Annotated in this window: 14 protein-coding genes and 1 pseudogene; 8 read left to right on the forward strand and 7 right to left on the reverse strand. The window is 59.9% G+C overall.

Going from position 1 to position 15,381, the window contains the following annotated elements:
• Nucleotides 1–209: 209 nt before the first annotated feature.
• Nucleotides 210–1,490 (reverse strand): serine/threonine transporter, encoded by a 1,281-nt coding sequence (locus AC1ROI_RS22355; RefSeq protein ID WP_010459699.1) that lies wholly within the window; start codon nt 1,488–1,490, stop codon nt 210–212.
• A gap of 322 nt (nt 1,491–1,812) precedes the next feature.
• Here AC1ROI_RS22355 and AC1ROI_RS22360 point away from each other — a divergent pair, with 322 nt between their 5' ends.
• The 5 genes from AC1ROI_RS22360 to AC1ROI_RS22380 all read left to right on the forward strand — a co-directional run bounded on the left by AC1ROI_RS22360 (nt 1,813) and on the right by AC1ROI_RS22380 (nt 6,053).
• Complete coding sequence (locus AC1ROI_RS22360) at nt 1,813–2,196, forward strand: tautomerase family protein (RefSeq protein ID WP_010459697.1); 384 nt, start codon at nt 1,813–1,815, stop codon at nt 2,194–2,196.
• A 168-nt stretch (nt 2,197–2,364) separates the two neighbouring features.
• The gene (locus AC1ROI_RS22365; RefSeq protein ID WP_102595516.1) at nt 2,365–2,961 is read left to right on the forward strand and encodes a TetR/AcrR family transcriptional regulator; all 597 of its coding nucleotides are present in this window, start codon (nt 2,365–2,367) and stop codon (nt 2,959–2,961) included.
• Nucleotides 2,962–3,062: 101 nt separating this feature from the next.
• A complete protein-coding gene (locus AC1ROI_RS22370) occupies nt 3,063–4,028 on the forward strand; it encodes a 2-hydroxyacid dehydrogenase (protein ID WP_010459693.1) in 966 nt (321 codons plus the stop codon).
• Nucleotides 4,029–4,172: 144 nt separating this feature from the next.
• Complete coding sequence (locus AC1ROI_RS22375) at nt 4,173–5,240, forward strand: phosphotransferase family protein (RefSeq protein ID WP_010459691.1); 1,068 nt, start codon at nt 4,173–4,175, stop codon at nt 5,238–5,240.
• Between the two features lie 45 nt (nt 5,241–5,285).
• Nucleotides 5,286–6,053 carry an SDR family oxidoreductase gene (locus AC1ROI_RS22380; RefSeq protein WP_010459689.1) on the forward strand — a complete coding sequence of 256 codons (768 nt, stop codon included), beginning with the start codon at nt 5,286–5,288 and terminating at the stop codon, nt 6,051–6,053.
• 62 nt (nt 6,054–6,115) lie between these two features.
• Here AC1ROI_RS22380 and AC1ROI_RS22385 read toward each other — a convergent pair whose 3' ends face one another.
• Nucleotides 6,116–7,663, reverse strand: a complete 1,548-nt coding sequence (locus AC1ROI_RS22385; protein WP_010459687.1) for a TerC family protein — start codon at nt 7,661–7,663, stop codon at nt 6,116–6,118.
• Between the two features lie 42 nt (nt 7,664–7,705).
• Here AC1ROI_RS22385 and AC1ROI_RS22390 point away from each other — a divergent pair, with 42 nt between their 5' ends.
• Both AC1ROI_RS22390 and AC1ROI_RS22395 read left to right on the forward strand, forming a co-directional pair.
• Nucleotides 7,706–7,945, forward strand: a complete 240-nt coding sequence (locus AC1ROI_RS22390) for a hypothetical protein (protein WP_010459685.1) — start codon at nt 7,706–7,708, stop codon at nt 7,943–7,945.
• A gap of 330 nt (nt 7,946–8,275) precedes the next feature.
• Nucleotides 8,276–9,391, forward strand: coding sequence for a Gfo/Idh/MocA family protein (locus AC1ROI_RS22395; protein ID WP_102595515.1), 1,116 nt, complete (start codon nt 8,276–8,278; stop codon nt 9,389–9,391).
• A 491-nt stretch (nt 9,392–9,882) separates the two neighbouring features.
• Here AC1ROI_RS22395 and AC1ROI_RS22400 read toward each other — a convergent pair whose 3' ends face one another.
• The 5 genes and pseudogenes from AC1ROI_RS22400 to AC1ROI_RS22420 all read right to left on the reverse strand — a co-directional run bounded on the left by AC1ROI_RS22400 (nt 9,883) and on the right by AC1ROI_RS22420 (nt 14,267).
• Complete coding sequence (locus AC1ROI_RS22400; RefSeq protein WP_010459680.1) at nt 9,883–10,137, reverse strand: DUF1652 domain-containing protein; 255 nt, start codon at nt 10,135–10,137, stop codon at nt 9,883–9,885.
• A 195-nt stretch (nt 10,138–10,332) separates the two neighbouring features.
• Nucleotides 10,333–11,829 (reverse strand): helix-turn-helix transcriptional regulator, encoded by a 1,497-nt coding sequence (locus AC1ROI_RS22405; protein WP_077749707.1) that lies wholly within the window; start codon nt 11,827–11,829, stop codon nt 10,333–10,335.
• Between the two features lie 126 nt (nt 11,830–11,955).
• Entirely contained in the window at nt 11,956–13,389 is a 1,434-nt protein-coding gene (locus tag AC1ROI_RS22410; protein WP_102595514.1) for an FAD/NAD(P)-binding protein, read from the reverse strand.
• Nucleotides 13,390–13,403: 14 nt separating this feature from the next.
• A pseudogene (locus AC1ROI_RS22415) lies at nt 13,404–13,668 on the reverse strand (ABC transporter ATP-binding protein); the annotation flags it as partial.
• 35 nt (nt 13,669–13,703) lie between these two features.
• Nucleotides 13,704–14,267 (reverse strand): helix-turn-helix domain-containing protein, encoded by a 564-nt coding sequence (locus tag AC1ROI_RS22420; protein WP_010459672.1) that lies wholly within the window; start codon nt 14,265–14,267, stop codon nt 13,704–13,706.
• Here AC1ROI_RS22420 and AC1ROI_RS22425 point away from each other — a divergent pair.
• The gene (locus AC1ROI_RS22425; protein WP_102595513.1) at nt 14,262–15,287 is read left to right on the forward strand and encodes a DMT family transporter; all 1,026 of its coding nucleotides are present in this window, start codon (nt 14,262–14,264) and stop codon (nt 15,285–15,287) included. The two genes, AC1ROI_RS22420 and AC1ROI_RS22425, sit on opposite strands and share 6 nt — an antisense overlap.
• Nucleotides 15,288–15,381: the final 94 nt, after the last annotated feature.

The following is a 15,381-nucleotide window of genomic DNA, read 5'->3' on the forward strand; positions in this document are numbered from 1 at the left end:
AAGGGTCAATCTGCGGCAAACGGTCTACGACGCGCTGATGCAGCCGCAAGCTTAGCCGCTAATCCCGGGGGACGGGTGCGCTGGATCAGGGGTGTGCGTTCTTCTACGCAATAAAAAACGCCGCCCATCGAAAGATGAGCAGCGTTTATTTATGCCTGATCGTTCCCTGATCGTTCCCCCGCCCCGCGTGGGAATGATCAAAGCAGTGCTCAGGCCGTCAGCGAATAGATCAACGCCGAAATCGCCACCAGCCCCACCGCCGTCACGAAGACGTTGGACGCCTGACCTCGGAAGCGCGCCATCGCCGGCACTTTGCGGATCGCGTACATCGGCATCAGGAACAGGATCGCGGCGATGATCGGGCCACCGAGGGTTTCGATCATGCCGAGGATGCTCGGGTTCAGGGTCGCGACAATCCAGCACACCACCAGCATGAACGCGGCGGTCATGCGGTCCAGGGTCTTGGGCGCCGGGCGTTTGCCGCTTTTTACGATCAAGCCTTTGAGGCCTTCGCTGGCGCCGATGTAGTGGCCCAGGAATGACTTGGAAATGGCCACGAACGCAATCAACGGCGCCGCAAAGGCAATGGTCGGGTTGCTGAAGTGGTTGGCCAGGTACGACAGGATCGACAGGTTCTGCGCCTTGGCTTCCGCCAGTTGCCCCGGCGACAGGGTCAGCACGCAGCTGAAGACGAAGAACAGCACCATCGCCACCATCAAGAGGTGGGCGCGGGAGAGGATCTGCGAGCTGCGCTCTTCAGCGTGTTCGCCGTAACGACGCTTCTGGTCCACCGCGAACGCCGAAATGATCGGCGAGTGGTTGAACGAGAACACCATGACCGGAATGGCCAGCCACAGCGTGTGCAGCAGCGCCGACGGTTCAGGCAGGGTCGACGCCGTGGCCAGGATGCCACCGTTCCAGTGCGGAATCAGGAACACCGCGAGAAACAGCAGCGCCACGATGAACGGGTACACCATCAGGCTCATGGCCTTGACGATCGCCTGCTCGCCACAACGCACCACCGCCAGCAGGCCGAGGATCAGCACCAGCGACAGCACGGCGCGCGGGGGCGGCATGATGTGCAGTTGATGTTCAAGGAAACTGCCCACGGTGTTGGTCAGAGCCACGCTGTAGATCAGCAGGATCGGGAAGATCGCGAAGAAGTACAGCAAGGTGATCAACGCACCGGCCTTGATGCCGAAGTGTTCTTCCACCACTTCGGTGATGTCCGCGCCTTCGCGGCCGGACAACACGAAGCGGGTCAGGCCACGGTGCGCATAAAAGGTCATCGGGAATGCCAGCACCGCCAGGATCAGCAACGGCCAGAAACCTCCCAGGCCTGCGTTGATCGGCAAAAACAGGGTACCGGCTCCGATGGCCGTGCCAAACAGGCCGAGCATCCAGGTGGTGTCATGGCGATTCCAGCTAGTGAGAGTCGCTGGTGTCGCCGCTACATAGCGTTCGTCGACGCTATTGGCCTGATCATTCATCCGGTGGGATCTCCGCATTCCGGTCATTTGCTACCCGGTCAGGACGAGTCGGAAAAATCCGACGGGCAGCGCCCTGGCCGAAACAGGGGCGCGATTGTCCGGGATTAATGAACAGAAGCAAAGACTTAGCTGAGGAGTGGTTGTGCGGATCAGATCCAGACCCCGTGGGCGCGTGCCTTTGTGGCGCTCTCCTACACTTGCTCCCGTGGCGCTCTTGCATCAAATTAAATAGATGTCTTGATAAATCTATTCGGTGAAGGATTAGCGTCATGTATTTTCGAATCACCTGCTGACCGGCAGCCCTCTTTTACGGAGACCTCCCATGCCACTCGTTCGCGTCGATATCAAAAAGAACCAGGACCCGACCTTCGCCAAGCGCATCGGCAAACTGATCTACGCTGCCATGCATGCCACCATTGGCGTCCCCGAGAACGATAACTTCCAGATCCTCGCCGAACACGACGAGAACCACTTCATCTTTGACCCCGTTTACATGGGCATCAATCGCACGGACAACCTGGTGATCATCCAGATCACCTTGCGGGAAGGCCGCACCCTCGAGCAGAAAAAACTGCTCTACAAGACCATCGCCGAAAGCCTCAACGCTGAACTGGGTGTTCGCCTGGAAGATGTCTTCATCAATCTGGTGGAAGGCAAACCCGAGAACTGGTCATTCGGCAATGGCATCGCTCAATACGCCAACTGATTGCCGCCACGCCTGGCGTTTTACAAGGTCTCGGAGGACATCTCTCAATCGGGATAGAAACATCCTTCGACCGGGCCGACTGTTGCCGCGAAAGTCATTCACTGACACGCGCCCGACAGTTCCTTATGATGCCAGTCATCTAAACACCTTCCCTACCTGTGAGCCGCCATGCCTCGAGTCTCTCGCAAACAAGCCGAACTCAACCGCGAGATCATCGTCGAAGCCGCCACGCGACTGTTTCGCGAGCGCGGCCTGCACGGGATCAGCGTCGTTGATGTAATGGGCGCGGCCGGCTTGACCCATGGCGGGTTCTACGGTCATTTCGACTCTAAGGAAGCGCTGGCGAAAGAGGCCTGTACCCGGGCGTTCACCCAGTCGATGGAACGCTGGAAGCAGAAAATCGACGCCAACGATAACCGCGTCTCGGCCCGCACGAGCATCATCGCGCCCTACCTGTCGGCGGCCAACCGCGATAACCCGGGCGAAAGCTGCCCGGTCACGGCGTTTGCCGGCGACATGTGCCATGAAACCGCCGAAAGCGGTTTGCACCAGACCTATACCCAGGGGCTGGAAGCCTTGTTGCAGATGCTCACCCCTTTGATGGGTTCGGATCAGCCCCAAGCCAATCGCCAGCAAGCCTTGGTGGATTATTCCTTGATGGTCGGCGCGCTGACCCTGGCTCGCGCCACGCGGGGGGATGAACTGTCTGATGAGATTCTCGCCGCCGCCCGCCATTTTCTGACCTCCCAAGGTGAATCAGTCTGATCAACGGCGTGTGCAATCCCCGGTCGTTGCTAAACTCCTCTGGAATCAGCAATCTGAAGCAACATTCGAGATCCGACATTCAATCCCCACAGGAGCTCAGCATGCCTGCAACCGTTCTGGTACTGGTTGAAACCATCAACGATTACTTGCCGATTCTCGAACATCAGGGCTTTCACCTGATTCTGGCCCCGACGCCGGCCGAGCGCGCCGCCGCCATCTCACGGCATGGCCCGCAGATTGATGCGGTACTGACTCGCGGTCCATTGGGCTTGTACGCCGATGAAATTGCCGCCCTGCCCAACCTCAAAATCATCTGCGTGATCGGTGCCGGTTACGAGCACGTCGACCTGCAAGCCGCCGCCAACCGGGACATCACCGTCACCAATGGCGCCGGCGTCAACGCCTCTTCAGTCGCCGACCATGCCATGGCGATGTTGCTGGCGCTGGTTCGCGACATTCCCCGTTGCGACGCAGCGGTACGCCGCGGCGAGTGGCCGAAGATCATGCGCCCCTCCCTGGCCGGCAAGCGCCTGGGGATCCTCGGCCTCGGCGCGGTCGGCATGGCCATCGCCAAACGCGCCGCCGCCGGCTTCGACATGACCGTGAGTTACCACAACCGCCAGCATCGCAGCGACGTCCCCTATACCTTCTGCTCGACACCGACCGAACTGGCTCGTGCCTCGGACTTTTTGATCGTTGCCACCCCTGGCGGCCTGGGCACCAAACACCTGATCAATAAACACGTCCTTGATGCCTTGGGCCCCAAAGGGTTCGTCGTGAACATCGCCCGAGCCTCGGTGATCGCCACGGCAGACCTGGTCACTGCGCTTGAGCAACGACGCATTGCCGGTGCCGCCCTGGATGTGTTCGATGCCGAGCCTCACGTGCCGGAGGCACTCAAGGCGCTGACCAACGTGATCCTGACGCCGCATGTCGCTGGGTTGTCTCCGGAGGCAACGCAAGGCACCGTGGAGTTGGTGGGTCGCAATCTGGTGGCATTCTTCTCCGGCAGTCCCGTGTTGACGCCCATTGCCCTGCCGGCCTCACTGAGCAAGGTTGCGCCTTGAGGGTCATTCAAACAGGTGTATCAAAAGCAATGATTGCCCGGCAACACGCTCACCTATAAGGGCCGTTCGTGGTTGTGGGTGCCGGGTGCGCGCATTAGATTAGCCAATAATCGCAGGCCTCCAGAATAAGCAGAAGGGATAAGCATGGCGCTTACTGACCAGTCCACCCGTATCCGCACCGGCGAAGAACTCGATGCCAGCCTGATCGATCCGTACCTCAAGGCCCACATTCCGGGCTTGAGTGGCTTGCCTCAGATCAGCCAGTTTCCAGGCGGTGCGTCGAACCTGACCTACCTGCTGGAATACCCGGAGCAGGAGTTCGTCCTGCGTCGGCCGCCGTTTGGCCACAAAGCCAAGTCCGCACACGACATGGGCCGCGAATTTCGCATTCTCAATCAACTGCGCGACGGTTTTCCGTATTGCCCCAAGGCCTATGTGCACTGCACCGACGAATCGGTGATCGGCGCCGAGTTCTACGTGATGGAACGGGTCAACGGGATCATCCTGCGCTCGGAACTGCCACCGGAACTGGGCCTGGATTCGGCGAAAACCGAAGCCTTGTGCAAAAGCTTCATCGACAAGTTCGTTGAACTGCATCGTGTCGACTACAAGGCCTTTGGCCTGGGCGATCTGGGCAAGCCCGAAGGTTATGTGGCACGGCAGATCAAGGGCTGGAGCGATCGCTACGAAAAAGCCCTGACGCCGGACGCGCCGAAGTGGGAGGCGGTCAAGGCCTGGCTCAACGACAAGATGCCGGCCGACCACCCGACCTCCAGCATCGTCCACAACGACTACCGCTTCGACAACGTGATCCTCGACCCGAACAACCCGATGCAAATCATAGGCGTGCTCGACTGGGAACTCACCACCCTCGGCGACCCGCTGATGGACCTCGGCAACACCCTCGCCTACTGGATCGAAGCCACAGACCCGGCGCCGGTGCAACTGATGCGTCGCCAGCCGAGCCACGCCCCGGGCATGCTGACCCGTCGCGAATTCGTCGATTACTACGCCCAGCGCTCTGGCATCCAGATCGACAATTTCGACTTCTATTACACCTACGGCCTGTTCCGCCTGGCCGGCATCGTGCAGCAGATCTACTACCGTTTCTTCCACGGTCAGACCCAGGACAAACGCTTCGCGCAGTTCATTCACATGAACAAACTGCTGGAGCAGATGAGCCTGCAAGTCATCCAGAAATCTACGCTCTGATCGCGGCTTTAACTACATTCCGGGCCCTAATAACAAGGAAACCTCATGTCCAAGACTCACTTGTTCGACCTCGACGGCAAAATCGCCTTCGTCTCCGGCGCCAGCCGCGGTATCGGTGAGGCCATCGCCAAACTGTTGGCCCAGCAAGGCGCCCACGTCATCGTCTCGAGCCGCAAGCTCGACGGCTGCCAGCACGTGGCCGACGCCATCATCGCCGCCGGCGGCAAAGCCACCGCCGTCGCGTGCCACATCGGTGAAATGGAACAGATCAGCCAGGTCTTCGCCGGCATCAAGGAACAGTTCGGGCGCCTGGACATCCTGGTCAACAACGCCGCGACCAACCCACAGTTCTGCAACGTACTGGACACCGACCTAGGCGCTTTCCAGAAAACCGTCGACGTCAACATCCGTGGCTACTTCTTCATGTCGGTCGAAGCCGGCAAACTGATGCGCGAAAACGGCGGCGGCAGCATCATCAACGTCGCGTCGATCAATGGCATCTCGCCGGGCATCTTCCAGGGCATCTACTCGGTGACCAAGGCCGCCGTGATCAACATGACCAAGGTGTTCGCCAAGGAATGCGCGCAGTTCGGCATCCGCTGCAACGCCCTGCTGCCGGGCCTGACCGACACCAAGTTTGCGTCGGCATTGGTGAAGAACGACGCGATCCTGAAGACCGCGTTGCAGCAGATCCCGCTCAAGCGCGTAGCGGATCCGAGCGAGATGGCCGGCGCGGTTCTGTACCTCGCCAGCGATGCGTCGAGCTACACGACCGGGGTTTCGTTGAATGTGGATGGCGGATTCTTGTCCTGATTCACTGCTCAGGATGAACAAAAGGCAGCCTCAGGGCTGCCTTTTGCCGAGCGGACTCCGGCTTACTTTTTACGCAATCGCACCCTCGTCACTCGTCGTTCTTCGACCTCCACAACGGTCATGCTCCACTCCTGCCAATCGAGCTTGTCGCCAATGACCGGCAGACGATCCAGCAAGCTCATGACCAACCCTGCGAGCGTCTGATAGTCATCAGTCGCTTTAGCCTGGAAGCCAATGTGTTCGCGAATCTGGCTGAGATTCAGCGCACCACTGACGAGGAAGCCTCCCTCCTCGACAACGATGTTCGGGCCTTCAATTTCACTGGCATCCGGCAACTCACCCGCGATGGATTCGAGAATGTCGGTCATGGTCAGAATACCCATGAAGTCGCCGAATTCGTTCACCACGAACGCGATGTGAGTCGACTCTTTGCGCATCTGTTCCAGTGCGTTGAGAATCGAGAAGTTGTCCAGCAAGTTGATGGCCTGGCGGGCAATGGTTTCCAGGTTGGGCTGGTGCCCGGCCAACAGCTCTTTGAGCAGCTCCTTCTTGTGGACGAACCCCAAAGGTTCATCAACGCGCCCACTGCGGATCAACGGCAATCGGGAGTACGGCGAGTGCATCAGCTGGGTGCGGATTTTTTCCGCAGAATCGGCCAGGTCAATATGGTCGATTTCCGCACGCGGAGTCATGACGCCGCGTATCGGGCGTTCCGCCAACTGCAGCACGCCACTGATCATGACGCGCTCCCGTCGATGGAAAACCTGCTCGGCCTCTGCACCTGACAGCATGTCAGCGATTTCCTCGCCGACTTCATCGGCCCCCAGCTTGTGGCCACCCAGCAAACGCAAAACGGCATGCGCAGTACGCTCACGCATAGGGCGATGACCTTGCACACTCTTCTTGCGGCGTGAGCGAGCCACCTGATTGAACAACTCGATCAGGATCGAGAAGCCGATCGCTGCGTAGAGATAGCCTTTCGGAATGTGGAAGCCAAGGCCCTCAGCGGTGAGGCTGAAGCCGATCATCATCAAGAAACCCAGGCAGAGCATGATGACGGTGGGGTGCCCGTTGACGAAATTGGTCAATGGCTTGCTTGCGATGATCATCAAGCCAATGGAGAAAATCACAGCGATCATCATGACCGACAAGTGCTCCACCATGCCCACGGCAGTGATCACAGCGTCCAGCGAGAAGACGGCATCCAGCACCACAATTTGCGCAACGATAGGCCAGAACATCGCATAGGCCGCATTGCCTGTGCGTTGTGTCACATGCCCTTCAAGTCGCTCATGCAATTCCATGGTGGCCTTGAACAACAAGAACACACCACCGAACAGCATGATCAAATCCCGGCCCGAGAACGTCTTGTCGAAGACCTCGAACAAAGGTTCGGTCAGGGTGACCATCCAGGAGATGCTCGCGAGCAAGCCAAGACGCATCAGCAATGCAAGGGACAGCCCGATGACACGCGCGCGATCTCGCTGCTCTGGCGGTAGCTTGTCAGCCAGGATGGCAATGAACACAAGGTTGTCGATGCCGAGCACCAGCTCCAGCACGATCAGGGTCAGCAGGCCAAGCCAGGCCGTGGGATCAGCAATCCATTCCATAGGAATTATTCAGTCTCTCGTAGAGTGGGGGCGAATGAGTGAATGGCAGAAACACACGAACGCCTGCTCGACGGAGCGGATGCGATGTTCAGGGCACAAGGCGCAAGAAAGAAAGGTTTCACCGAGCGCAGGCAAGGAAGTGAACCCTTCGAGATGGCACGGTCAGTCCTGGAGAAGGACATCACTGAGCAACCTGCCGCCGGGATTTCGAGGTTAAGCGATATTAGAAAGCGAGACCTGCGCCGAATAGCGGAGGCCAAATGGATACAGGGTGTGGATTGAAAAAAGCGACTGGGAGGCTCCAGGAGGGTGTTCATATAGACCTGAAAGAAATGGGGGATGAAATCCTACAATGTTTCGGAGCACCTCATACGAGACGAGTTATTTCAGAATCTGACAGAGCGGTAAAAGAGACCAGCAAGAGCGGTCCACCGAATACTCCACCAATGACTCGCCCCCTCACCTTCCAGCACCGCTTACTGAGCGCATAGCGTTGTTGTCATTTCGCTGACCCCACACACATAACGAATTATTATTCCATCAATTGCATTTTAGGAATTTATATTCCATAAATAGCGTCCCAACAACAAAAATCCCAAAAGGCCCCCAGCTATGCGCGAACTCGGTATCGGACTCATCGGCACAGGTTTCATGGGTCGCGCCCACGCCCTGGCCTTTCGCAATGTCAGCGCGGTGTTCGAACTCCCGCTGAAGCTCAGGCTGGCGGCCCTCGCCGACGTCGATCCACATCGTGCACGGCACTGTGCCGACGCCTGGAGTTTCGAAACCGCTCACACCGACTGGCAACAGCTGATCGATGATCCCAAGGTCAATCTGGTCGCCATCACTACGCCCAATCACCTCCACTACCCCATGGCCATGGCCGCCCTCGCGGCGGGTAAAGCGGTGTATTGCGAGAAGCCTCTGGCGGTGAATCTGCAGCAAGCCAACGCGATGCGTCAGGCCGCCAACGCAGCGGGCATCGTGACGCGGGTGGGTTACAACTATCAGCACAATCCGATGATCGGGCTGGCCAGGGAACTGATCGACAGCGGCAAACTGGGGCAGCTCATCAGTTTTCAGGGCGAATTCAGCGAAGACTTCATGGCCGATCCAGCTTCGCCGTGGTCGTGGCGCTGCGATGCCGATCACGCGGGCGGCGCGCTGGCGGATCTGGGCAGTCATTTACTGGCGATGGCGCGCTATCTGATGGGCGATATCGAATCGGTGTGCGCCGACGCTCAAACCGTGCACCGGCAGCGTCCTGCGACGTCAGGCAGCCAGGAGCAACGGCCCATTGCAGTCGACGATCAGGTCCACGCGCTGCTGCGGTTTGCCAACGGCGCACGCGGTACGTTCAGCAGCAGTTGGCTCAAGCATGGCTACAAGAACCACCTGAGCTTCGAGATCAGCGGCACTGAAGGCACGCTGACGTTCGACCAGGAGCGCTTGAACGAGCTGCGGCTGTATCGCGCCGGCCAGGACGGTTTCCAGCGCTTGCTCGCCGGACCGAACCTGCCGGGTTACGCGGCGTTCAGCCCGGCGGCGGGTCATCAGCTGGGATACAACGAACTCAAGACGCTAGAGGTACATGACCTGGTGATGGCCCTGGCCGGCCTTTCCCAGGGCGGGACTGACTTTGAGCAAGCATGGGAAGTTGAACGTCTGGCGACGGCGATCCGGTTGGCGGCAAGCGAGTCACGCTGGGTCAGGATCGAGGATGTCTGAGGTTCAGGCCCCCAGGTGTCGGCACCCGTGAGGGTGCCGGATCATTGCGCATTCAACACATGAAGAAAGCAACGAAGAAAGCAACGAAGCAGTCACTCAGACCTACTGAGTGACACAACGGGTCACTTTCGTTTGCCGGGTCACTTCCTCGGTCACTCTTGCATCGCCCATCACATCCGTTTGTTCAGTGGTTTCGCAGGTGCGCTGCGGAACAGGCGGTGGTGCGGCGGGCGGTGGAGGTGGCGGACTGGCGCAACCGCTGAGCATCGCTATGCAAAAGGCGAGCGACAGGGGCGAAAAAGCACGTTTCCCAAGACTGTTCATAGGCTGTCCCGCGATAAGTCATCGACACTTTCCGCGACCCGACACCCCTACCGCGTAGCCGCGGATTGGTCACAGAAAATAATACCCTCGCATTTCTTATAGCCTAGCCCGCCGCCAATGCCAGTCAATAAGGCACTTAACTCGTTTTCAACACTGAAAAACGACAGCTACGAAACCGAGTCCTGCCTCTGATGCAAATTGTTGCTTTCGAGCTCGTAACGCAGCTCTTCAATCAACGAAGCGACCGCTTCCGGCGTTCTGAGGTGAGCGACACTCAGCCCACTGACCACCAGATCCACCTGCCCCGACGCCGGGTGATACAGCTTCACCGTCACCGAGTTGTCCCCTGACACGCTGCAATCACAAGCCAGCGGGGAAAAGTGCTGTTCCAGTTGCGCACGCAATTGCGCCAGATAAATCATTGCGATTCACCCATGGGCCGGCTGACCCCGTCGACTGAAAACTGGTTGAATTGGCCGAGCATACGACTGTTCCTTAAGCTGTTCCGTAGAGGACGCGATACCGACCAAAGGCCCGTTTCGCACCCTGACAGGTTAGGAACTGCTGCACCCCGCCAGAACCTCCATTTGCACTGCCTCGTCTAGTGCATTTGCACCTTAACGCTGGCCTTTTGGACGCCACTCACTGGAGAACAAACCTCGCTCCCGCGCCCACACAATTGCTTCGCTGCGACTGTGCACATCCAGCTTGGAATACACCGTCGACACGTGGTTGCGCACAGTGTTGGGCGCCAGTTTCAGGCGTGCCGCGATTTCCTTGTCCGCCAGGCCTTCGCAGATCAGGCCGAGCACATCGCGCTCGCGGGCGGTCAGGTCGGTGAAGGACACGCTGGGTAACTGCGGCGAGTTAATGTTCTTCACGTTGGCGAGTTTTTCGATCAACGTACGGGTGAACCAGGAAGCGTCTTTCATCACTTCTTCGATCGCCGCCACCAGTTCCAGCTCGGTACGTTTGCGTTCGGTGATGTTCATCAACACCAGCAGGTAGCAAGGGTTGTCCTGAATGTTCACGGTGTCGGCCGACACCGTGCAGTCAATCACGCTCGAGTCTTTCCTGCGGATTCTGACATCGACCCGATCCAGGCTTCCCGCCTTCTCCAGCGCCGCGAACAGCCGTGTGCGCGCGCCCTTGTCATCGATAAAGTCGAGTTCGGCAACGGTTTTTCCGAGCACTTCTTCACTGGGGTACGCGAGGGTATCCAGGAAGGCTTCGTTGACGTCGATCACCACCTGATCCTGTGCACCACAGACCAGCGTCGGCACCGGCGTCAGGCGAAACGCCTTGGCGAACCGCTCCTCGCTCTGGCGCAGGGCAACCTCGGCCTTGTGCCGCGGCTCCATGTCGACGAAGGAAAACAGCATGCAGTCTTCCTCATTGAACTCCAGCGGTTGACCGGCGACGATCACCTGCTTGCTGCCGCCTTCAGGCAGTTTCAGCTCAGCCTGCATCTGCGGGATCGTGGCGTGCTCGCGCAGACGCTCGATGGCCAGGTCCCTGTTTTCGGCGCCGTCCAGAATGTCCAGCTCATAGGTCGAAGTCCCGATCACCTGATCGCGGGCATAGCCGGTCATTTCCAGGAAGCCCGAATTGACTTTGATGTAACGCAAATCGCTGAGACGACAGATCACCGCCGGTGCCGGGTTCGCATTGAACGTCTTTTCGAAACGCTGCTCGGCGCTCGCCCATTCCGTGACATCGTCCATGATCAACACCAGCGACTCCGCCTCGCCGGCGCTGTCGGCGAGGACCATGCTGCGCACGTTATGAACCCACATGCGTTCCTCATCGTCGACCGGCGTCACCTCGACCAGCACATCGGCGAAGGTCTCGCCCTTGGCGACGCGGCTGATCGGGTAGTTCTCTGGCGGCACCGGGTGATTATTGCGATAGCGCAAGGCGAAGCGCTTGGCGTACTCCTTGGCATTGGCGCCCAACTCGCCGATCTGACTGACGCCATGCATGGCCAGCGCGGCTTCATTGGCCCACACAATGGTCTGGTCGAGTTCCAGCAAAATCACCCCATCGGACAAACCGGCGATGATTTGCTGCAACTGACGGCGATTGGCTTCGGTGGTCAGGACGTCCTGGCTCATTGGATCTCCAAGGTTGCGGCGGCGCAGTGACGCGCCGCCCTGTGAAGATTACGACCGCAGGGGGTTGGGATAGTGCAAAGCACCTGAAGCTGCACTGACTGCGCAGCCTCACAGGCTCGATAGCCGCTACAGCGGCCGGGCAAGGCGTTCGGCGAGGGCTTTGGCCTGACTGGCGACGTCGGTGACGGCCGTGCTTTCCCACCACATGCCGCGCAACGGCGGGCCCATGGCGAACAGCCGTTGGGCGACCTGTCCGTCAGCGTCCAGCACCGCGCCATCAACCGCCGCCGCAATCCCCAACGCCAACGGCCCCGGACGAATCAGCCCGCGCGCCAGCAGTTGCTGCGGCAGCGGTCGGGCCACCCGGCGCCAGTCGTATTCGATGCCGCTGGAATTGATCAACGCTGCGCCGCTGACCACCGTTGTTTCAACCTCGCCACGACGGCGGATGCGGATGCTCACTTGCCCCTCGACCGTCGATTCCAGCCCTTTGAACGACGCCGCCTGGATCCGTAACCGCCCTTCCTCGTGCAGCCGCGCCACCAACTCGGCACTCAACGGTGGCGAGCGGTGGTGATGGCTTTCCCACCAGGGCCGCACATGCCGCACAAACTGCCGGCGCTGCACGTCCGTCGCCTGACTCCACAACCGGCCGATATGCGCCCGCACGGTATCGAGCGGCGCCTGCCAGTCGATGCCCTGAGCGATAGCGTCCCGGCAATGCCGGCGCAGTTCGCGCACCAGCTGTCGAGGCGTGCGAATGCGCTGATCATCGGCGAGAAAATCCACCCAGGCCGGCGGTTGCCGGCGCACGTGCGGCAGCAAGCCGTGGCGAGAAAACACTTCGATCGGCCCGCGATGCCCGGCCTGCTCCAGCGACACCACGGCGTCGACCATAGTCAGGCCCGAACCGATGATCAACACCGTCGACTGCGGGTCCAGCCGGCGCATGGCCGCGACATCCCAAGGATCCAGCGCCGCAGCGTTCAAACCGCTGGATTCGGTCTGCGGGGTGCGCGCAGCGGGAAACATCCCCGTGGCCAGCACCGCGTAAGCGCCTTGCAAGCGCTGCCCATTACTCAAGGTCAGCCATACCGAATCATCCCCGGTTTGCAGATCGACCACCTCGGCCCGCACGTGCTCGACCGTCGAACCGTCCACCGCCCCCACCGCCTGCGCTTGCGCCAAGCGCTGCTGCACGTACACCCCGAACAGGCCCCGGGGCGGGAACAGCTCACTGATCGGCACATGCTGCTCATCGGACTCCGGCCAGCCACCGGCCGCGATGTGTTCGGTAAGCCATTGGGTCAGGTCGTCAGCGTTGTCCGGGTCAACGCTCATGCGCGCAGCGTTGCCGTTGAGCGTATGGCCCAGCTCGACCGCGCTGTACGCCTCGCCCCGCCCGAGTTCCGCGCGCGGCTCGATCACCAGCACCGAACGCTTGCCAGGCAATCGCAACAGCTGCGCCGCCAGCATCGCGCCGCTGAGGCCGCCGCCGACGATCAGGATGTCCGCGTGGCGGATGGCGTCGGGCGCCTGTGCGCGCTGGGTTTGAGTCATGGCGTTCTCACTGGTCAATGTTTACCTGAATAGAAACCAAGCAGGTCGCCCCGCGCCAGCAACGACTCGGCCGGTATCGAGAACGTAGGCCGTCGATGCGTAGTTGAGTGCCACGTTAATGTTTTGCTCGGCAATCAGAAAGCTCACCTGCTCGGCACGATTGAGTTGCGCGACGATCTCGACAATCTCCTGGACGATAATAGGCGCCAAATCCATGGAGGGTTCATCAAGCAGTACCAAAGTAGGACGTGTCATCAACGCCCGGCCGATGGCGACCAGGTAGCTCATCGTTTCCGCTGAGCGATAGTCCGCAGTCAAATCACCACATTGCGCACAAACCGCGTCGCCACAACCCCATCATTGCGGTAGGCGTGCGGCTGGTTGCTGGGGAACATGTAGAACTCGCCGGCGGCGATCTCATGCGGCGTGTCGCCCAGCATCAAGGTCAGGCAGCCTTCAAATACAAAGATCTGCTCACTCCAGCCCTCGGCATCCGGTTGCGAGGGGTAGATTTCTCCTGGTTGCAGGCACCACTCCCATTGCTCCACTTCGCGAGTAGCGGTGGCTTTGGACAGCAGAACGGCTTTGCTCCCGGGGATCGAACCGGCCCAGGCCACTTCGTTGATACGGCTCGGATCTCGGGCATCCGGCGCCTGGATCAAATCACTGAACGCCACGTCCAGCGCTTCGGCCACGCGATCGAGGGTGGTCAAGCTGACGTTTTTCTCGCCAGCCTCGATCGCCACCAGCATGCGACGGCTAACTCCGGACTTTTCGGCCAGCGCGGTCTGGCTCATGTCGGCGGCATGGCGCAGGCGTCGGACGTTCTGGCTGACGTGCTGGAGGACCGAAGCCCGCGGGGTAGAATCTTTGTGCACTATATTGCTCACTCGGTGGGGTTGGGCAGTATACTGCGCAACATTCGACGCATTGTGCGTCGCCCTCAGGTAGCGCGCAAGGTCATGACGTCTGTGAACCCCTCTCACACTTCTCCCCGTTTCTCTCGGTTCAGCAAGGCTGAGTGCGTGCTGGTGCTGATCACCATGGTCTGGGGCGGGACATTCCTGCTGGTGCAGCATGCAATGACCGTCAGCGGGCCGATGTTTTTCGTCGGCCTGCGCTTTGCTGCGGCGGCAATCATTGTTGCGTTGTTCTCATGGCGTCACCTGCGGGACCTGACCCTGTTCGAACTCAAGGCCGGTGCCTTTATCGGCGTGGCGATCATGCTCGGTTACGGCTTGCAGACCGTGGGTTTGCAAAGTATTCCCAGCAGTCAGTCGGCGTTTATTACCGCGTTGTACGTGCCCTTCGTGCCGTTGCTGCAATGGCTGGTGCTGGGGCGGCGTCCGGGGCTGATGCCGAGCATCGGGATCATGCTGGCGTTTACCGGGTTGATGTTGCTGTCCGGGCCTGCGGGCACTTCCTTTAATTTCAGCCCCGGTGAAATCGCCACGCTCATCAGCGCGGTCGCGATTGCGGCAGAGATCATTCTGATCAGCACCTATGCCGGTCAGGTCGATGTGCGCCGGGTGACGGTGGTGCAACTGGCGACCACGTCGGTGCTGGCGTTCCTGATGGTGGTGCCGACCCAGGAAGTGATTCCGGATTTCTCGTGGTTGTTGCTGTGCAGTGCACTGGGCCTGGGCGCCGCGAGCGCGGCAATCCAGGTGGCGATGAACTGGGCGCAGAAGAGCGTATCGCCGACTCGGGCGACGTTGATCTATGCGGGCGAGCCGGTGTGGGCCGGGATTGTCGGGCGGATCGCCGGGGAGCGGTTGCCAGCGATTGCTCTGGTGGGTGCGGGGTTAATTGTGGCGGCGGTGATAGTGAGTGAGTTGAAGACCAAGGGTAAGGCAGCTGCGACCGAAGAAGAGTTGGAACGGGAAACCCAAGGTTAAGCTTTAAGATTTTCAGTGCCTGGCGGATTGCCTTCGCGGGCAAGCCTCGCTCCTACGGGTTTTGTGTCGATACCCGAACTTGCGAACGACACAA

It is taken from the genome of Pseudomonas sp. GW823-FHT02C02 (assembly GCF_058797635.1).